The organism is Loktanella sp. PT4BL (assembly GCF_003201935.1).
Lineage (GTDB): Bacteria > Pseudomonadota > Alphaproteobacteria > Rhodobacterales > Rhodobacteraceae > Yoonia.
In genome coordinates this window covers 581,302-598,830 of record NZ_QJJL01000001.1, presented here as the reverse complement: position 1 = coordinate 598,830, position 17,529 = coordinate 581,302, and the positions used below count along the sequence as shown (strand labels likewise).

Here is a 17,529-nt window from a genome sequence, read left to right as displayed (position 1 = left end):
CCTATCTATGTCAGGCCGGCGAGGCGACCTTAACGCTGTCCTTGCGCATCCATCAATGCGCGCAGCAATTTCTCTTCTGACATATCGTCATCAGCAGGTTTATCGGTCTCGGCGCCCATCAAGAGAGACATGCTGTCTTCTTCCGGCTCGTCGACTTCAATCTGCGACTGGTTGGCCTCGATCATGCGCTCGCGCAGATCAGCCGCTTGCTGGGTTTCGTCGGCAATCTCGCGCAAGGACACGACAGGGTTTTTGTCGTTATCACGGTTCACTGTGATCGGCGCTCCGGCAGAGATTTCACGCGCACGATGTGCCGCAAGCATCACAAGCTCAAAACGGTTTGGAACTTTATCGACGCAATCTTCTACGGTGACGCGGGCCATGGGACGTACTCCAGTCGAGTAATAAGGACTTTGGAAGCCGCCTACTTAGAACCTTCCGCTTAGATTGACAAGGGCCTGCGCGGCGTTTGCGCGTTGTTTTCTATGGCGCGTTCGGGGCAATCAAAGGCGTGACCTCGGCGCGGGCGGCCGAAGGCAGGTCTGCACAGATTTGCGCGACTGAACGCCCCAGCACAGGATGCCGCCAATCCGGCGCCACATCGCACAAGGGAACCAGCACAAAAGCACGGTCCTGCATGCGCGGATGCGGCAGGATGAGCTGTGACGGCGTTTCGACAAGCTGATCCTGCAACGACAAATCACGCCAATAGGCATAGGTTTCCGCGTCAGGCAGAATCGAACCCCCGACAGCAATCAAATCAAGATCAAGTGTGCGTTGCCCCCACCGCTTGACGCGTTGCCGCCCTGCTGCGGCCTCGATCTGGTGCAAATGCTCAAGCAAGGCCAGGGGCGACAGCGTCGTGAAGATGATCATGGCAGCGTTCACAAAGTCCGGTCCGGCACCGGCAGGAAAGGCGGGTGTCGCATACAAACCGCTGGACTTCGCGGGTATTTCTGACAGGACACCCACTTTGAGCATAGCTTTTTGTACAGTCGCCATAGCATCGCCCCATGCCGATTCTTCGTTGCTACCAAGGCAAATGAGCGCAATTTGGGTTTCAGAGCTGATCATTTCGCGGTTGTCTCACCTGCTTAATATATTACTTAGATGAAATACTTGCGTTAACCTAACAACACTCACGGAAATACAATAGCGCAAGGTTCGCATTTGGAAGGACTACTTATGTTTTATCGGGACGAGCGATTGGCGCTCTTCATCGATGGTTCAAACTTGTATGCCGCAGCGAAATCGCTCGGTTTTGACATCGACTACAAACTTCTGCGGCAGGAATTCATGCGCCGCGGGAAAATGCTTCGGGCATTTTACTACACAGCCTTGTTGGAGAATGATGAGTATTCACCGATCCGCCCACTCGTGGATTGGCTGAATTACAACGGCTTCACCATGGTGACGAAACCGGCCAAGGAATATACTGACAGCATGGGCCGCCGGAAAGTGAAGGGGAACATGGATATCGAACTCACCGTCGATGCCATGGAGCTTGCACCCCATGTCGATCACGTCGTGTTGTTTTCGGGCGACGGTGACTTTCGGCCATTGGTCGAGGCGCTGCAGCGCAAAGGCGTGCGTGTGTCGGTTGTTTCAACAATCAGGAGCCAACCACCTATGATCGCGGACGAGTTGCGCCGTCAGGCCGACAACTTCATCGAACTCGACGAATTGCGCGATGTCGTCGGCCGTCCAACACGTGAACCACGTGTTGAAACGCAGGACGACGATGAAAGTGACGCGGACTAGATGCCGCCGCATTGAGGCGCATTCTCCCCGCGCCTCAATGCGTCGCAGCATCTGATACTGGACCTGCCCGCGTCAAACCCTTACCTCTGGTGGTGAAACCGGAGATCAAGATGACCAAACCACCCCTAAAGCTCTATCTCGCCGCCCCGCGCGGTTTCTGTGCTGGCGTTGACCGCGCCATCAAGATTGTCGAGATGGCGTTGGAAAAGTGGGGCGCACCCGTCTATGTGCGCCACGAGATTGTGCATAACAAATTCGTCGTTGATGCCCTGCGCGACAAGGGCGCGGTCTTTGTGGAAGAGCTGGACGAATGTCCCGATGACCGCCCCGTGATCTTTTCCGCCCATGGCGTGCCCAAAGCGGTGCCTGCCGCCGCCGCCGAGCGCGAGATGGTCTATGTTGACGCGACCTGCCCGCTTGTGAGCAAAGTGCATATCGAGGCGCAGCGCCATGCGGATAACGGCCTGCAAATGATCATGATCGGCCATAAGGGTCACCCTGAAACAGTCGGCACAATGGGGCAACTGCCCGAGGGCGAAGTGCTTTTGGTCGAGACCGTCGAAGACGTCGCCACCGTTGAGGTGCGCGATCCCGCTCGGCTGGCCTTTGTCACACAAACCACCCTTTCGGTCGATGACACCGCCGATATCGTCGCGGCCCTTCACGCCCGTTTCCCCGGCATCGTCGGGCCGCATAAGGAAGATATCTGCTACGCCACCACCAACCGGCAGGAAGCGGTCAAAGCGATGGCGCCGAAATGCGATGCGATGCTGGTCGTCGGCGCGCCGAATTCCTCAAACTCCAAACGATTGGTCGAAGTGGGCGCGCGGGCTGGCTGCAATTATGCGCAACTGGTGCAGCGGGCCACCGATATTGACTGGCGGGCGCTTGAAGGGATCACATCAATGGGGATCACGGCGGGTGCATCGGCCCCCGAGGTGCTCATCACCGAAGTGATCGACGCCTTCAAGGACCGCTATGACACCACCGTCGAAATGGTCGTGACCGCCGAAGAAAACGTTGAATTCAAAGTGCCGCGCGTGCTGCGCGAACCTGCTTAGATACAATGAACACGATCCCGCGCTCCGCACTTCTCCTTGGCCTCGCAGGTCTGCTTCCGTTTCTTTGGGGCGCGGCGACTGTGCTGCTGCCTGATCTTGCCATGTGGGGGCAAATGACGCTCGGCGGCCGTTTTATCGGCCCCTATGTCCAGCTCTTCTACGGCGCGATTATCCTGTCGTTTATGTCAGGCGTCCTTTGGGGCTTTGCAACGAAAGCCACAGGGCAGATGGCCACCGCCAGCTATGTCCTGTCGGTGATCCCTGCGCTTTGGGCGTTCTTTATGACAGGCGGCGGGCCGACAACGGCGGCGGTAAACCTGATCGTGGGTTTTCTTGGCCTGCTTTTGCTGGATTGGCATTTCTGGCGCTTGGGTCTGGCGCCGGCATGGTGGATGCATCTCCGCGGATTGCTGACAGCGATCGTGATCATCTCGTTCCTGCCACTCGTCTTCTGATGGCGGATGCACGCACGATTGCGACCTATGATGCTAAAGCGGCCGACTATGCGCAGATGGTGGCCAGCGACACGCCTGATGCGACGCTGCAAGCTTTCATCGACCTGATGCCACAAGGCGGGCATGTGCTTGATTTGGGCTGCGGCCCGGGGACAGCATCGGCGCATATGCGTGCCGCTGGGCTGGTCCCTGATCCGGTGGACGCATCGCAAGGCATGATCACGATTGCCAAAGACAAATTCGGGCTTCCCGCGCGACTAGGCGAATTTGACGATATCGACGGCAAAGAGATCTACGACGGTATCTGGGCCAATTTTAGTCTGCTACACGCAGCACCTGATGATTTACCGCGTCATTTCGATGCCCTCTTCAAGGCAACCAAACCGGGCGGCATTATTCATGTGGGCATGAAAACAGGCACCGGTATCGCACGCGATAAAATCAACAGGCTCTACACCTACGTCACTGTCGATGCGCTTATGGCGCTGCTGACCTCGGCAGGCTATCAGGTGACCTATATGAAAGAGGGAACAGAGGCCGGTCTTGCCGGCACGCTTGATCCCTTTGTTATCATGCGCGGACAAAAGACCTGATCATGCCGAAACTCTATGCTTACACAGATGGTGCCTGCTCGGGCAATCCGGGCCCCGGCGGGTGGGGTGCACTTCTGGTTGCGCGCGAGGGCGATACCGTTGTGAAGACCCGCGAACTCTCGGGCGGTGAAGCGGAAACCACCAATAACCGGATGGAGCTCTTGGCGGCCATTACCGCGTTGGAGACTCTGTCAAAGGGGGCAGCTGTCACGGTCGTGACAGACAGCTCTTATGTCAAAGACGGGATCACCAAGTGGATCCACAGCTGGAAGAAAAGCGACTGGAAGAAAGGCAAGGTCAAGAATATCGACCTTTGGCAACGGCTGGACGCCGCAACGGCCCGACATGACGTGACATGGGAATGGGTCAAAGGGCACGCGGGCCACCCCGAGAACGAAAAGGCCGACGAGTTGGCGCGTGCGGGGATGGCGCCGTTCAAAAAGTGAGCCTTAGCTGACCTTCAACACAATCTTGCCGATATGTGCGCTGCTTTCCATGCGGGCATGGGCGGCAGCGGCATCTGCAAGCGCGAATTCCTGATCCATCACAGGGGCAACCTTGCCCGCCGCAAGCAGCGGCCAGACATGCGCACGCAGTTCATCGGCAATCCGCGCCTTGGCCAGATCGGACTGCGGGCGCAGGGTTGATCCGGTGATCGTCAAACGCCGCGTCATCAATTGCACAAGGTTCAATTCCGCCTTCGGCCCTTGCAGAAATGCAATCTGCACGAGTTTTCCATCGTCGGCGAGCGCTTTCAGATTGCGCTGGATATATGGGCCCCCGACCATATCAAGGATCAGATCTGCCCCGCCCAGCGCTTGCAGTTTTTCAACAAAATCATCCTCGCGGTAATTGAAAGCATCCTCTGCCCCCAATGCAACACAAGCCGCGCATTTGTCGGCTGATCCCGCCGTCGCAAACACCCGCGCGCCGAAAGCCTTTGCAAGCTGAATGGCGGTTGTCCCGATGCCCGAACTGCCGCCATGGACCAAAAAGCGCTGTCCCGCCTGCAAGCCACCGCGCATGAAAACGTTGGACCAGACGGTAAAGAAAGTCTCGGGCAGGCAGGCCGCTTGTTTCAGGCTCAGACCCTCGGGAACGGGCAGGCAATGTGCCGCAGGGGTCGCCACATATTCGGCATAACCGCCCCCGGGCAATAGCGCACAGACCTGATCGCCCACACGCAAGCCGGTCACCCCTTCACCGCAGGACACCACCTCACCCGCCGCTTCCAGACCGGGCAGATCACTGGCACCTTTGGGCGGATTGTAGAGGCCCGCACGTTGCAGGGCATCGGGGCGGTTCACGCCCGCGTAGACCACTTTGATCACCACCTGATCATAGGCCGGTTCCGGCATGGGCCGCTCGGCAAGCATCAGCACATCAGGCCCGCCGGGCTTGGAAATCTCGATAGCCTTCATGAATTCTTGTCCTTACTGCGGATCACGCCAGACGCCCGGCAGATCAGGGTCGCTATGGGTCGCGGGTGCTTTGATGCCGCTCATCATCCGTTCCAGCGTGCCGGCAACGGGTTTGAACAAGGGGTTCGCCTTGGCCTGTGCCTTGAATTTTTCGAACTGCATCACATTGTCGATGCGGCGGTCGATAAAATCGTCGGTGGCCTGCATGTTCAGACTGTCGTCGCCCAGCCAGAAGAGAATCACCGCGCTGTAGACCGCCGAAAGCGTCATCCGTTTGGTGTACCAATTGGCATCGCGCGACGTATCGCCCAGCGCGTTCCAGATCGCGTCCGCCGTGCCCCAAACCAGTTTCGCCCCGTCCGCCGCCATATGCGGCAGCGCAAAAAGGGTGGTGCCACGGCGCACCGCCTCTTTATCGTCGATCACCTGCAGGCGCAGGCGGATCGCATGGGCCACCTTGTCGCGAAAGCGCATATCGCCCAGATCGGCGGCCTTGAGCGCCGCAATCATGGCCGCATCACCCCTTTTGTGATAGGCAATCGCCAGATCAACCGCACCGCGCGGACACAGCGCCTCGGCGACCGCGGGATCAACCCCTGCGTCACGTGTGGCGGCGGCAAATGTCTCAGGCGACCAGCCGTCAAAGGCCACGTGGGGCAGTGCCGCATCCAGAAGTTGCTCGAGGATCGGGTCAACGTCGGGCTTTGTCATGATGATCTCCTGCTGTTCGTGCACACTAGACAAACTAGCCCACCTTTGCTATCTGCCCACTTCCTGCAATTTTTGCAAATTTAACTTAGAGAGGTGGTGAAAACCACATGCAGGTTAGTGTTCGTGATAACAACGTCGATCAGGCGTTGCGTGCTCTGAAGAAGAAACTTCAGCGTGAGGGCGTCTTTCGTGAAATGAAGCTCAAGCAGCATTTCGAAAAGCCTTCGATCCGCAAAGCGCGTGAGAAAGCAGAAGCGATCCGCCGTCAGCGCAAGCTGGCGCGCAAGAAGCTCCAGCGCGAAGGTATGCTCTAAGCATCCTTCCGACGTTACGACCAAGAACCCCCGGCTGAGCAATCAGGCGGGGGTTTTCTTATGCGGGATCACCCAGCCGGTTCAGTATCGGACAGTCCGGGCGATCATCGCCCGCGCAATCGCGGACCAGCGTTTTCAACGTATCGCGCATGTCCTCAAGATCGGCGATCTTTGTTTCGATCCGCGCCAGGTGTTCTTGCGCAATCCGGCGCACATCGGAACTGGCCCGAGAACTATCCTCCCACAGCGCAAGAAGGTCGCGGCAATCCTCGATCGAAAATCCCAACGCACGGGCGCGCGCAAGAAAGGTCAGCTTGTGAATATCACTTTGCACAAACGCGCGGTACCCGTTGGCGTCGCGCGCCGGTTTGACCAGCCCGATATCCTCATAATAACGGATCGTTTTCGCAGGCAGCCCTGCCTTTGTTGCAGCATCCCCAATATTCATGCCACAGCCGCCTTTGCCACAGGCGCGACCCAGCGCAGGCGCAACGCATTCGACAGGACAAAAACGCTCGATAGCGCCATCGCCCCTGCCGCCAGCATCGGCGATAAGAGCGGCCCGCCAAAGACATAAAGCCCCCCCGCCGCGACAGGGATCAGCGCGGAGTTATAGGCAAAGGCCCAAAACAGGTTCTCGCGGATGTTGCGCATGGTGTGGCGGCTGATCTCGAACGCATTGGACACACCGTTGATGTCGCCGGACATGAGCACCACATCCGCGCTTTCAATCGCCACATCGGTGCCCGTGCCAATGGCGATCCCAACGTCCGCCGCGGCCAGCGCGGGCGCGTCATTGATCCCGTCACCCACGAAAGCAATCTTGGCACCGTCCTTGGCAAGATCCCGTAGGGCGGCCACCTTGCCGTCCGGCAGCACCTCGGCGATGACCGTGTCGATCCCGAGCTCTGCGGCAATGGCATTGGCCGTCGTCTTGTTATCGCCGGTGATCAGCGCGACCTTCAGCCCCATGTCCTGAAGCTTTTTGATCGCCGCTGGTGTCTCTGGCTTGATCGGGTCCGAAATCCCGATCAGCCCCACCAACGCGCCATCAATGGCTGCATAAAACGGCGTTTGGCCCTGTGCTGCGATCTGCGCGGCTTGGTCAGCGAAAGCCTCAATCGCAATGCCTGCGCGTTCCATCATGCGGTCTGCTCCCACCATCACGGTCCGGCCATCAACCATTGCCGTAACACCAAAGCCCGCTTCGGCGCGGAAATCTGATGCGGAGCCAATGGGATATCCTTTGTCTTTTGCCATCCGCACAATAGCTTCGGCAATCGGGTGCTCTGACAACGCCTCGACACTAGCAACGCGCCCCATGACTTCAGCCTCATCAAGGCCCGCGTTCAGGAACACAGACGTCACCTCTGGCCGCCCGCGCGTCAGCGTACCGGTTTTGTCAAAGGCCACGATTTGCGCGGAACGCAGGGCCTGCAACGCATCGCCTTTGCGAAACAACACACCCAGTTCTGCCGCGCGGCCCGTGCCCACCATGATCGAGGTTGGTGTAGCCAATCCCATCGCACAAGGGCAAGCGACGATCAGGACCGACACACCCGCGACCAAAGCAAAGCTGAGTGCCGGATCAGGGCCAAAAATCAGCCAGCCGATTACTGTCAGAACGGCCAGCACCAAAACAACCGGCACGAACCAAAGCGTCACGCGGTTCACAAGGTCCTGAATGGGCAGCTTGGCCCCCTGTGCATCTTCCACCATGCGGATAACCTGCGCCAGCATCGTATCCGCGCCCACCTGTGTCACACGGAAGGTAAAGACACCTGTCCCGTTCACTGTACCGCCCGTGACGCGATCATCGCTCGCCTTTTCAACGGGGATCGGCTCACCGGTGATCATGCTTTCATCGACAAAGGAACTGCCCTCGATCACGACACCATCAACCGCAATGCGCTCGCCAGGACGGACGCGCAGGATATCGCCAACAACAATATCGGAAATCGGGACTTCAACCGCTGCGCCATCCTCCATCTGGTAGGCGGTCTTGGGCTGCAGGCCGACAAGCCTGCGGATCGCCGCACCAGTCTTGCCCTTTGCACGTGCTTCAAGGAAACGACCAAGCAGGATCAGCGTGATGATGACCGCTGCCGCCTCAAAATAGACTGCGCGTGTTCCTGCGGGAAGGACGGCCGGAAAGAACGTCGCAACTGTGGAAAACGCCCATGCTGCACCTGTGCCGATGGCAACCAAAGCGTTCATATCCGGCGCGCCTTTGAAGAGAGCAGGCAGGCCTTGGGTAAAAAAGAACCGTCCCGGCCAGATGAGAACGAGCGTGACGAGCACAAACTGCAACACCCAACTGGTTTGCATCCCGATGGTGCGGTGGACGAACTCATGGACGCCCGGGATAAAATGCCCCCCCATTTCCACCACGAAAACCGGCGCAGTAAGAACAGCCGCAATCGTCAAATGGCGACGCAACGCCGCCATCTCGGCGGCTTTATGATCGACCTTGGGCGCGGAAAGATCATGCACATGCGCGGGATAGCCTGCATTGGTTGATGCCCTTGCCACGGCCTGCGGTGTCGTAGCGCCCGCAAGGAATTTTACCAGCGCTGTCTCGGACGCCAGGTTTACCGATACGTCGGTCACCGCAGGTGCGGCGGCAAGGGCCTTTTCCACCCGCGCGGCGCAACCTCCACAGGTCATGCCTGTGATGGCCAAGGTTACTTGATCAACGACTGCAGGATAGCCTGCGGTCGCAAGAGCCTCTGTAATGCTGGCAGGGGTTGCCGGTGCGTCGAACCCGACCACAGCGCTTTCCGAGGCGAGGTTCACCGCAACCTCGTTCACCCCATCAACGGCGCGCAGCGCGTTTTCGGCCCGCGCAACGCAGGATCCGCAAGACAGTTTCGAGATTTGGAGTGTCAGAGAACTTTTTGTCATAGCGTGCCACCTTTGGTAGACGCTTTACATAGGGCTTCCACTCACTGGAAGGTCAAGGGGCAATCAGGTTATTCTACGGAGCGGGCTTCTGCGATATATTGCTGAAGCTCTGCCAGCGGGATCGCACCGGGCACCAAAGCATCGCCAATTACAAATGCCGGCGTGCCGGTAAAGCCGAGGTTCTGCGCCAGCTGGTCGGACGCGGCAATGTGGCTATTGACTGCATCGCTTTGCATATCTTCGCGCAGTTGGTCTACATCCAGACCAATGGACCGCGCCAAGGCAAGGATCGACGCCTCTTCCGCACGTCCACGCATTTCCATCAAACCCCAGTGCATTTCTTCGTATTTGCCCTGATTGCGCGCGGCCAATGCTGCCCGCGAGGCAAGAACAGAGCCTTCACCCAAGATGGGCCATTCACGGTAGACAACACGCACGTCCTTATCCGCTGCAAGGAGCGCCTTTACATCACCAGCTGCGCGTTTGCAGTAAGGGCAGTTGTAATCAAAGAATTCCACAATAACGGTCTCTGCATCGGGATTGCCGACAGAGGGCGCATTTGGATCGTTTTCAAGAAACGCACGCTGGCGGAGCAGGATTTCGGCCTGCGCTGCGGCCTGTGCTGCGCTGCGCTGCTCTTCGATAAGCGCGATTGCCTCCATGATGATCTGCGGGTTTTCGCGGATCGCTTCAAGCGCCAGTGCCTTGATCTCGTCGTCTGACATGCTCTGCGCTGCGGCTCCGAAAGGAAGCAGGGTCATCAGGGCAGTGGCCAAAAGTATACGCATGTCATGTCCATTTCATCGGATAAATCGCAGGGTCGCTTGCATACAATCATTTTGCAGCACCGTTGGCCACATACATCTATGTGAATTCTGCGGCCGAACGACACAGCTCTGTATAACCAATGACACGATTGCGCAGGAATGACGCGCCCCTATCGCTTGCTCCTCTGGCCTGCTTTCGTTTAGGTGCAGGCTATGGAACAACCGCGCGCAAACAAGCCGTCACACAGGCCCGCCCTGACGTCCCTTTTCAAGGGCATCGCTGTGTTTGTGATGCTTGTTTGTATCGTGCCATACATCGGTGTTCTTGCAGCGGCATTGACCGGATCGTTCGACACGCTGAACAATCTGGCCGAAACGGTTCTAGGACGCTACACAATCACCACATTGATCCTTGTGGCGCTGGTCATGGCGGGGGCCGCATTTATCGGCGCAGGTGCCGCTTGGCTTGTCACGATGACCGATTTTCCCGGGCGCCGCTGGATGGAAATCGCGCTGGCGCTGCCGCTTGCATTTCCGGCCTATGTGCTGGCCTACGGTTATACGCATGTGCTCGACCATCCAGGGATCGTGCAAACCTTGCTGCGCGATCTGACAGGATGGGGACCTCGGGACTATTGGTTCCCTGAAATCCGCTCGCTGGGTGGCGCCGCGATGATGCTGACGCTGGTGCTGTATCCTTATGTCTATCTCTTGGCGCGGGCTGCATTTGCGGCGCAAGGATCGAGCACATTTCTGGCCGCGCGGGTTCTGGGCCGCTCACCTTTTTCGGCGTTCATGCATGTGTCTCTGCCCATGGCACGACCGGCGATTGCCTCGGGCGTGATGCTGGTCGCAATGGAAACAATCGCGGATTTCGGCACAGTGGCCTATTTTGGTGTGCAAACCTTCGCAGTGGGCATTTACACCAGTTGGTTTTCTCTGGCGGATCGCGCCGCAGCAGCGCAACTGGCGTTAGGTCTGTTGAGCTTTGCGCTGCTGCTTGTGATGCTGGAACGGACGAGCCGTGGTAACGCAAAATACACCAGTGGAAGACGTAACGCCCCCTTACAGCGCCTGACCCTCAGCAAGGGTCAAAAGCTTGGTGCGTTTCTATTTTGTCTCACACCTGTTCTGCTTGGCGTGGTCCTGCCTGTCATCGCACTCAGCATTATGGCCGTCGGGTCGCAGCAAGACCTGCTCAGTCCACGCTATCTGGGCTTTATCCGCAATTCGCTCACACTTGCCGGTATTGCTGCGGTCCTTACGGTGCTTGCGGCCCTGATCCTCGGTACCCTGCACCGTGTCAGCACAAGCCGCCTGACCGGCACGTCCCTCTATCTTGCACGGATCGGCTATGCTGTGCCAGGCGGGGTTATCGCGGTGGGGCTCCTGGTGCCGTTTGCGGCCTTTGACAACGCGCTTGATAGCTGGATGCGCGCCACCTTTGACATCTCGACAGGGCTCTTGTTTACAGGCTCGATCTGGCTGTTGATTTCGGCCTATCTGATCCGGTTCCTCGCGGCAGCCATTGGCGCATATGAGGGTGGGATTGCGTCGGTTGCACCCAATATGGATGCAGCCGCACGGACCTTGGGCCAGGACATTCCCGGTCTGGTCAGACGGGTCCATATGCCCCTGTTGCGCACCAGCCTTTTGACCGCAGGCTTGATCGTCTTTGTCGATGTGATGAAGGAATTGCCCGCAACCCTGATCATGCGGCCATTCAACTACGACACACTTGCGGTGCAGGCCTATCGGCTGGCGTCAGATGAACGGCTTGAGGGTGCAGCCGTGCCCAGCCTTGTCATTGCGGCAATCGGGTTGATCCCTGTGATCCTGCTATGTCGCAAGATCGGCACGGGTCGCGCCTGAACCCTATTGTTCTGCACGCCGCTTCCACTGCTGATAGGCCAAGAACACATGTACTGCGGTCAATAGGCCGAATATGCCAGTGATCGCACGATTACTTTCCAGCGCGTACATGACGGTCGCAAAACCCAGCAAACTCGCCGAAAACACAAACCACCATGGGCTTTGTGTCTTGGCGCGGGCGCGCCGCAAATCACCGTTCCGACAGTTCTGCGCCTCTTTGCGATTGGCCTGTTGAACAAAAACATGGGCGGGATCGTTGTTGTCGATTGGCATCTGCGCGGCTCCTTGTGCCCGCAGAAAAGCAAGCCTGCATATTGCAAGTCAAGTGACGGAGCGCATTACACCAAACACAAAAAAGGCGCCTTTTGCGAGGCGCCCTTTAAGCCGTCAGAGATAGAATTTATTCCCAACCGACCTGATTAAAGATCTGCTGTGCCGCAGGCAGGTTCTCTGCAACGGCGCTCAGGTCAACCGCGTCAGGACGGAAAAGCCCCATTGCTGCGACGGAAGGTGACAACCCAACACCGGGTACCGCAGGATATTCGTCGTTGCCTGCGCTGAAGTACTGCTGTGCACGATCAGAGGCCAGATACTCGAGGAACTTGATCGCATTGTCGCGGTTCGGCGCGTTCACAGCGACACCACCACCTGACAGGTTCATATGCGCGCCCTCGGCGTTCTGTGCAGGGAAGACCCAGCCGATATTTGCAAGCGCGTCGGCGTCCAGGCCATCAACGTCAGTGCGCAGAGCGCGGGCAAAGTAGTAGGTGTTCGAGATGGCAATGTCGCATTCACCTGACACCAGACCACGCAGTTGGTCGGTATCGCCACCCTGCGGATCGCGGGCAAAGTTGTTGACGAAACCTTGCGCCCACTCCGTCGCGGCCTCTTCACCGTGGTTTTCGATCACCGCCGACAGCAGTGTCTGCGAATAGACATTGGTCGAAGACCGGTGACAGACCATCCCTTCATATGCAGGATCAGCCAGAGAGACATAGTCCTGCGGCGGGTTTGCGACGCGGTTCTTGTCATAGAAGATAATGCGCGCGCGCTGGCTGAAGCCAAACCACTGGTTGTCGGCGTCCTGCAGATACCCGGGAATGCGGGCCTCTAGGATATCGCTATCAATCGTTTGCAACAGACCGGCCTGCTTGGCACGTGCAAGACGCGATGTGTCAACAGTCATGAGAATATCAGCAGGCGAATTTGCACCCTCTGCCTGCATCCGGGCGATCAATTCATCGGCGTTTGCTTCAATCCGGTTCACAGTGATGCCTGTCAGCTCGGTGAAGTCCGAATAGAGCCGCTCGTCAGTGTCATAGTGACGTGAGGAATAGAGGTTCACTTCGCCTGCGTCGCTTTGGGCGTAGACGGACGTGGCCGAAATTGTCAGGGCGGCCGTCAGGAAGAGTGAGTTTCTCAATGGTGTGCGCATGATCTTCATCCTTGCGAAGGTTGGAGTTGATGCGCGGAAACTGACAAAAATGATCAGGATATGCAATATATCCTGATCATTTTTGTCAGAGAAAAATTAAGTATTTGTTTTATATAAGAATTCTACCGTCCCTTCCAAACCGGATCACGCTTTTCGGCGAATGCGCGCGCCCCTTCCAACTGATCCTCCGAGTTATAGAGGGTCTCGACAGTGGCAAACTGGCTCTTGGTGATCCGATTCATTGCGTCCTGGAATTTCATATCTTCCGCCTCCCGGACCACTTCCTTGAGCGCCGCATAAACAAGCGGCGGCCCCGACGCGATAAGTGCTGCCATCTTGCGCGCTTCATCCATCAACTGATCCGCCGGAACCACACGGTTGATCAATCCCCAGCGGGCGGCCTCCTCGGCGTCGATCCAGCGCCCTGTCAAAAGCATTTCCATCGCGATGTGATAGGGTATCCGTTTGGGCAACTTGCAGGACGCTGCATCAGCGACAGTGCCGGAGCGGATTTCAGGCAGAGCGAAAGTGGCATGTTCAGCCGCCAAGAGAATATCGCCTGACAACGCCAGTTCCAGCCCGCCGCCGCAGCAAATCCCGTTGATCGCCATGATGACCGGTTTATTCATACGCGGCAATTCCTGCAGCCCGCCAAAGCCGCCCTTGCCATAGTCGCCATCGACAGCATCACCCTCAGCGGCCGCCTTGAGATCCCAGCCCGGGCAAAAGAATTTCTCACCCGCACCAGTCACAATCGCCACGCGCAGGTCAGGGTCATCGCGGAAATCGGCAAAGACCTCGCCCATGATCCGGCTGGTCGCCAGATCAATCGCGTTCGCTTTGGGGCGGTCCAGCGTCACCTCGAGGATATGCCCGTCGCGGGTGGTCTTGATGGGGCCGTCAGTCATGGCGTTCTCCTGTTGTGATCAACGCATCCGCCGCGACGGCCCCTCTTGGGCCACACATTAGCGGGTTGATTTCTATCTCTATTGGCGTCTGCGTCATGACATAGGACTGTACCGCCAGCACCGCGTCAATGATCGCTTGGATATCGACCGCAGGCGCGCCGCGATAGCCGTTCAGAACAGGTGCAATCCGCAATTCACCAAGCGCCTGTTTGATATCACTCGCATCGACGGGCAGGATCAGGCTCGTCCTGTCCTCCAGAATCTCCGCCCAGGTCCCGCCCGCCGCAAGTGTCAGCACATAGCCATGCGCCGGATCCAGCACGACACCAACAAGAAGCTCGACAATCACATCGGTGATCATCTGTTCGACCAGAAAGGTCTCCGTCGGCATTGCCTCGGCGGCACGCAACAAAGCCGCCTGGTCAGCAATCCCCACAACAACTGCGCCCGCTTCGGTCTTGTGGGCGACACCGGTACCTTTCAGAACAACAGGAAAGCCGACCACCTGCCCGGCATCTGCAAGCCCTTTAATGTTTGTGACATATTCAGACTGCGGGACCGGCAGGCCATAGCGCTTCAAGACCTGCTTTGCTTCTGCCTCACTCAGTACCTGCGCTGGCCGCACCAGTGGCGGGACAAACAGTCCTTCCCCTTTCGGCTTCCCGACACGCGCCGCGACCGCGATCGCCTCAATCGCCTCGGCCATGCCGCAAAGCGGCAGAATGCCCCGCGCCACGAGATCAATGGCAACATGCTCGGGCAGGTTTTCGACCAATGAACTCAGCACCGCGATAGGGCGGCCTGTCTGCGCCTGCGCGCATTCTACGGCATTCAGCACCAAGTCCCACGCAGGGGCTGTGCAGCGGTCAGGGCGCGGGAAATCAAGGATCACGACGCCCAGCGCCATGTCCGGTGACATCATGGCGGAAAATGTGGCGGCCATCGCGTCTTCGTTGCCCCAGATAAAGGTATGGTAGTCGAGCGGATTGGCTAACGCCACGATTGGCCCAAGAGTGTTTCGCAGATCAACGGTTTGCGCCTCTGAAAGCGGCGGAAACGAGATCGACCGCCCATGCGCCATATCAGCCATCAGGCTGGCCTCACCACCCGAACACGACATCGAGGCGACCGTGGCTTCACCCAAGGGCCCCACAACATGCAAAAGCTTGAGCGTCTCGAGAAAGGCCGAGAGTGAAGACACCCGCCCGATCCCCAGACGATCAAAAAGCGTATCAGCACCCGCGTCGCTGCCCGCAAGCGAGGCAGTGTGAGAAATCGCTGCCCTTTGCGCCTGTTCGGATTTCCCGGTTTTCAACGCGACAATCGGCTTGCCCAAACGCCGTGCTGCCGCAGCCAGTTCCACAAAACCCGCCAGATCATCTATGCCCTCCAGATAGAGCCCCAGCGCCGTGACCTTGGGGTTCGCCAGCAACGTCCTGCCAATCTCGGACAGACCGGTTTGCGCCTGATTGCCCACGGTCGCGACATAGGCAATTGGCAAACCGCGGGTCTGCATCGTCAGATTGATCGCCACATTCGAGGATTGCGCGATCAGGGCCACCCCACTGTCCACGCGGAGGCCACCATGCTGATCGGGCCAAAGGGTGACCCCATCGAGATAATTCAGGAACCCATAGCAGTTGGGGCCGATCACGGGCATATTTCCTGCCGCCACCAGAAGCGCCTGTTGCAGGTCATGCCCGTCCGCGACCTCATGTGCCGCCTCGCTAAAACCCGAGGCAAAACAAATGGCGCCACCCGCACCAATCGCGGCAAGTGCTTCTACTGCCGCGACGGTCGTGTGCCTGTTGACACCAATAAACACCGCATCAGGTGGCGCGGGTAGGTCCGCAATTTCGCGAAAAGGTAAAAGGCCTGCCACGTCATCCTTGGTGGGATGCACCAGCCAGATATCGCCCGCAAAACCGATCTTCTGGCACTGGCGGATCACTTCAGCACCCCATGCCCCGCCACCGATCACAGCAATAGAGCGGGGGTTAAAAAGCCGCGTCAGCCTGTCCATCAGGCCCCCAGAGGACGCAGCAATTCGCGGCTGATAATGTGGCGCTGGATTTCTGATGTGCCGTCCCAGATCCGCTCGACCCGCGCATCACGCCAGAACCGCTCAATCGGGAAATCGCTCATCAATCCCATGCCGCCATAAATTTGCAGGGTCGCGTCGGTGACACGGGCCAGCATTTCGGTGGCATAGACCTTGGCCGAGGCAATTTCGCGGTTTGCCGGTAGCCCTTGATCCAGACGCCATGCGGCAGAAAGCGTTAACATATCTGCGGCGTCAATCTCGGTGATCATGTCGGCGATCTGGAAACTGACGCCCTGGAACTTGCCGATGGGCTGGCCGAATTGTTTGCGCTCTGCGGCGTAATTCAGGGCATAATCAAAACACCGCCGCGCCCGCCCAACCGACATGGTGGCCACGGTAATCCGTGTGGCGTAGAGCCACTCATTCATCACCGCAAAACCGCCATCGACTTCGCCCAGAACCTGCGCATCCGGCAAGCGGCAGTTGTCAAAATCAAGAATGCAGTTCTTGTACCCACGGTGGCTGACCGATTGGTAACCATCCCGCACCTCAAAACCCGGCGTCCCGCGGTCAACCAGAAATGTGGTAATACGTTTCTTGGGCCCACGGGGCGTGTCATCCACGCCCGTTGCAACAAAGACGATAAAGAAATCCGCGTGATCGGCACCCGATATAAAATGCTTGGACCCGTTGAGCACCCAATCGCCGCCATCGCGCACCGCCGAACATTTCATCCCCCGCACGTCCGAGCCTGCATCAGGTTCCGTCATCGCCAGCGCATCCATCCGTTCGCCGCGCACCGCAGGCCGCAGATACCGCTCAACCTGATCTTCCTGACAGGCCATCAGGATATTCTGCGGGCGCCCGAAGAAGTGGTTCAGCGCCATCGACCCACGCCCCAATTCCCGCTCGACCAGCGCAAACTCAACGTGGCTTAAGCCTGCGCCACCAACCTCTTGCGGAAAGTTGCAGGCATAAAACCCCAGTTCAATCGTCTTGCGTTTGATCTCATCGGCGATTTCTTTTGGAACTTCCCCACTCCGTTCGACCGCATCTTCATGGGGATAGATTTCGCGTTCCACAAAAGACCGTACGGTATCCACGATCATTTGTTGTTCATCGGTCAGGCCAAAATGCATGGTTGGCTCCGTTTTGGTGCTTCACCGCAAACCGTAAGAAGCCGCCCTGGAAAAGTCATGCAGAATTGCAGTCACCTAAGAGAAAACGTGCAGAGCGGCAATGTTTGCTGTTTTTATCCACGCGGATTAGTCTGGCTGTATTCA

Annotated in this window: 19 protein-coding genes; 7 read left to right on the top strand and 12 right to left on the bottom strand. The window is 58.1% G+C overall.

The genetic code is table 11. The features are described 5' to 3' along the window. Positions 1–29: 29 nt before the first annotated feature. Complete coding sequence (gene rpoZ / locus C7964_RS02905; RefSeq protein ID WP_110278165.1) at positions 30–383, bottom strand: DNA-directed RNA polymerase subunit omega; 354 nt, start codon at positions 381–383, stop codon at positions 30–32. Positions 384–483: 100 nt separating this feature from the next. Continuing rightward, positions 484–1,074, bottom strand: a complete 591-nt coding sequence (folK, locus tag C7964_RS02900) for a 2-amino-4-hydroxy-6-hydroxymethyldihydropteridine diphosphokinase (RefSeq protein WP_110278164.1) — start codon at positions 1,072–1,074, stop codon at positions 484–486. Positions 1,075–1,185: 111 nt separating this feature from the next. On the opposite strand from folK, the gene C7964_RS02895 reads away from it, so the two are divergent. From C7964_RS02895 to rnhA, 5 genes are all read left to right on the top strand, one after another. Beyond that, complete coding sequence (locus tag C7964_RS02895; RefSeq protein ID WP_110278163.1) at positions 1,186–1,761, top strand: LabA-like NYN domain-containing protein; 576 nt, start codon at positions 1,186–1,188, stop codon at positions 1,759–1,761. Between the two features lie 110 nt (positions 1,762–1,871). Next, positions 1,872–2,822 carry a 4-hydroxy-3-methylbut-2-enyl diphosphate reductase gene (ispH, locus tag C7964_RS02890; protein ID WP_110278162.1) on the top strand — a complete coding sequence of 317 codons (951 nt, stop codon included), beginning with the start codon at positions 1,872–1,874 and terminating at the stop codon, positions 2,820–2,822. A 5-nt stretch (positions 2,823–2,827) separates the two neighbouring features. Then, on the top strand, positions 2,828–3,277 hold the full coding sequence (locus tag C7964_RS02885) for a DUF3429 domain-containing protein (RefSeq protein ID WP_110278161.1): 450 nt from the start codon (positions 2,828–2,830) through the stop codon (positions 3,275–3,277). Next, on the top strand, positions 3,208–3,870 hold the full coding sequence (locus tag C7964_RS02880) for a class I SAM-dependent DNA methyltransferase (protein WP_286163725.1): 663 nt from the start codon (positions 3,208–3,210) through the stop codon (positions 3,868–3,870). The genes C7964_RS02885 and C7964_RS02880 overlap by 70 nt, the downstream gene beginning before the upstream one ends. A gap of 2 nt (positions 3,871–3,872) precedes the next feature. Beyond that, positions 3,873–4,316 carry a ribonuclease HI gene (gene rnhA, locus C7964_RS02875; protein ID WP_110278159.1) on the top strand — a complete coding sequence of 148 codons (444 nt, stop codon included), beginning with the start codon at positions 3,873–3,875 and terminating at the stop codon, positions 4,314–4,316. A 3-nt stretch (positions 4,317–4,319) separates the two neighbouring features. Here rnhA and C7964_RS02870 read toward each other — a convergent pair whose 3' ends face one another. Next, positions 4,320–5,291 carry an NAD(P)H-quinone oxidoreductase gene (locus tag C7964_RS02870; protein WP_110278158.1) on the bottom strand — a complete coding sequence of 324 codons (972 nt, stop codon included), beginning with the start codon at positions 5,289–5,291 and terminating at the stop codon, positions 4,320–4,322. Positions 5,292–5,303: 12 nt separating this feature from the next. Then, entirely contained in the window at positions 5,304–6,002 is a 699-nt protein-coding gene (locus C7964_RS02865) for a COQ9 family protein (RefSeq protein WP_110278157.1), read from the bottom strand. Between the two features lie 107 nt (positions 6,003–6,109). Here C7964_RS02865 and rpsU point away from each other — a divergent pair, with 107 nt between their 5' ends. Beyond that, positions 6,110–6,316, top strand: coding sequence for a 30S ribosomal protein S21 (rpsU, locus tag C7964_RS02860; RefSeq protein WP_007206547.1), 207 nt, complete (start codon positions 6,110–6,112; stop codon positions 6,314–6,316). A gap of 58 nt (positions 6,317–6,374) precedes the next feature. Here rpsU and cueR read toward each other — a convergent pair whose 3' ends face one another. The 3 genes from cueR to C7964_RS02845 form a co-directional block, all read right to left on the bottom strand. Continuing rightward, complete coding sequence (cueR, locus tag C7964_RS02855; protein WP_110278156.1) at positions 6,375–6,764, bottom strand: Cu(I)-responsive transcriptional regulator; 390 nt, start codon at positions 6,762–6,764, stop codon at positions 6,375–6,377. After that, a complete protein-coding gene (locus tag C7964_RS02850) occupies positions 6,761–9,220 on the bottom strand; it encodes a heavy metal translocating P-type ATPase (RefSeq protein ID WP_110278155.1) in 2,460 nt (819 codons plus the stop codon). Before C7964_RS02850 ends, cueR begins: the two co-directional genes overlap by 4 nt. Positions 9,221–9,288: 68 nt before the next feature. After that, positions 9,289–10,008: a DsbA family protein gene (locus C7964_RS02845; RefSeq protein WP_110278154.1), complete on the bottom strand. Its 720-nt coding sequence runs from the start codon at positions 10,006–10,008 to the stop codon at positions 9,289–9,291. Between the two features lie 192 nt (positions 10,009–10,200). Here C7964_RS02845 and C7964_RS02840 point away from each other — a divergent pair, with 192 nt between their 5' ends. Continuing rightward, positions 10,201–11,859, top strand: coding sequence for an ABC transporter permease (locus tag C7964_RS02840; RefSeq protein ID WP_400083583.1), 1,659 nt, complete (start codon positions 10,201–10,203; stop codon positions 11,857–11,859). 3 nt (positions 11,860–11,862) lie between these two features. Here the strand turns inward: C7964_RS02840 and C7964_RS02835 are convergent, their stop codons facing one another. The 5 genes from C7964_RS02835 to C7964_RS02815 all read right to left on the bottom strand — a co-directional run bounded on the left by C7964_RS02835 (position 11,863) and on the right by C7964_RS02815 (position 17,385). Further along, positions 11,863–12,132, bottom strand: coding sequence for a hypothetical protein (locus C7964_RS02835; protein ID WP_110278153.1), 270 nt, complete (start codon positions 12,130–12,132; stop codon positions 11,863–11,865). Between the two features lie 127 nt (positions 12,133–12,259). Next, positions 12,260–13,294: a Fe(3+) ABC transporter substrate-binding protein gene (locus C7964_RS02830; RefSeq protein WP_110278541.1), complete on the bottom strand. Its 1,035-nt coding sequence runs from the start codon at positions 13,292–13,294 to the stop codon at positions 12,260–12,262. Positions 13,295–13,416: 122 nt separating this feature from the next. Continuing rightward, complete coding sequence (locus C7964_RS02825; RefSeq protein ID WP_110278152.1) at positions 13,417–14,202, bottom strand: carnitinyl-CoA dehydratase; 786 nt, start codon at positions 14,200–14,202, stop codon at positions 13,417–13,419. Beyond that, positions 14,195–16,225: an acetate--CoA ligase family protein gene (locus C7964_RS02820; protein ID WP_110278151.1), complete on the bottom strand. Its 2,031-nt coding sequence runs from the start codon at positions 16,223–16,225 to the stop codon at positions 14,195–14,197. The genes C7964_RS02825 and C7964_RS02820 overlap by 8 nt, the downstream gene beginning before the upstream one ends. After that, the gene (locus tag C7964_RS02815; RefSeq protein ID WP_110278150.1) at positions 16,225–17,385 is read right to left on the bottom strand and encodes an acyl-CoA dehydrogenase family protein; all 1,161 of its coding nucleotides are present in this window, start codon (positions 17,383–17,385) and stop codon (positions 16,225–16,227) included. Before C7964_RS02815 ends, C7964_RS02820 begins: the two co-directional genes overlap by 1 nt. Positions 17,386–17,529: the final 144 nt, after the last annotated feature.

Excerpts from the sequence above, each read along its gene's own strand:
- rpoZ (WP_110278165.1), bottom strand. The coding sequence starts at position 383 with ATGGCCCGCGTCACCGTAGAAGATTGCGTCGATAAAGTTCCAAACCGT.
- folK (WP_110278164.1), bottom strand. The coding sequence starts at position 1,074 with ATGATCAGCTCTGAAACCCAAATTGCGCTCATTTGCCTTGGTAGCAAC.
- C7964_RS02895 (WP_110278163.1), top strand. The coding sequence starts at position 1,186 with ATGTTTTATCGGGACGAGCGATTGGCGCTCTTCATCGATGGTTCAAAC.
- ispH (WP_110278162.1), top strand. The coding sequence starts at position 1,872 with ATGACCAAACCACCCCTAAAGCTCTATCTCGCCGCCCCGCGCGGTTTC.
- C7964_RS02885 (WP_110278161.1), top strand. The coding sequence starts at position 2,828 with ATGAACACGATCCCGCGCTCCGCACTTCTCCTTGGCCTCGCAGGTCTG.
- C7964_RS02880 (WP_286163725.1), top strand. The coding sequence starts at position 3,208 with ATGGTGGATGCATCTCCGCGGATTGCTGACAGCGATCGTGATCATCTC.
- rnhA (WP_110278159.1), top strand. The coding sequence starts at position 3,873 with ATGCCGAAACTCTATGCTTACACAGATGGTGCCTGCTCGGGCAATCCG.
- C7964_RS02870 (WP_110278158.1), bottom strand. The coding sequence starts at position 5,291 with ATGAAGGCTATCGAGATTTCCAAGCCCGGCGGGCCTGATGTGCTGATG.
- C7964_RS02865 (WP_110278157.1), bottom strand. The coding sequence starts at position 6,002 with ATGACAAAGCCCGACGTTGACCCGATCCTCGAGCAACTTCTGGATGCG.
- rpsU (WP_007206547.1), top strand. The coding sequence starts at position 6,110 with ATGCAGGTTAGTGTTCGTGATAACAACGTCGATCAGGCGTTGCGTGCT.
- cueR (WP_110278156.1), bottom strand. The coding sequence starts at position 6,764 with ATGAATATTGGGGATGCTGCAACAAAGGCAGGGCTGCCTGCGAAAACG.
- C7964_RS02850 (WP_110278155.1), bottom strand. The coding sequence starts at position 9,220 with ATGACAAAAAGTTCTCTGACACTCCAAATCTCGAAACTGTCTTGCGGA.
- C7964_RS02845 (WP_110278154.1), bottom strand. The coding sequence starts at position 10,008 with ATGCGTATACTTTTGGCCACTGCCCTGATGACCCTGCTTCCTTTCGGA.
- C7964_RS02840 (WP_400083583.1), top strand. The coding sequence starts at position 10,201 with ATGGAACAACCGCGCGCAAACAAGCCGTCACACAGGCCCGCCCTGACG.
- C7964_RS02835 (WP_110278153.1), bottom strand. The coding sequence starts at position 12,132 with ATGCCAATCGACAACAACGATCCCGCCCATGTTTTTGTTCAACAGGCC.
- C7964_RS02830 (WP_110278541.1), bottom strand. The coding sequence starts at position 13,294 with ATGCGCACACCATTGAGAAACTCACTCTTCCTGACGGCCGCCCTGACA.
- C7964_RS02825 (WP_110278152.1), bottom strand. The coding sequence starts at position 14,202 with ATGACTGACGGCCCCATCAAGACCACCCGCGACGGGCATATCCTCGAG.
- C7964_RS02820 (WP_110278151.1), bottom strand. The coding sequence starts at position 16,225 with ATGGACAGGCTGACGCGGCTTTTTAACCCCCGCTCTATTGCTGTGATC.
- C7964_RS02815 (WP_110278150.1), bottom strand. The coding sequence starts at position 17,385 with ATGCATTTTGGCCTGACCGATGAACAACAAATGATCGTGGATACCGTA.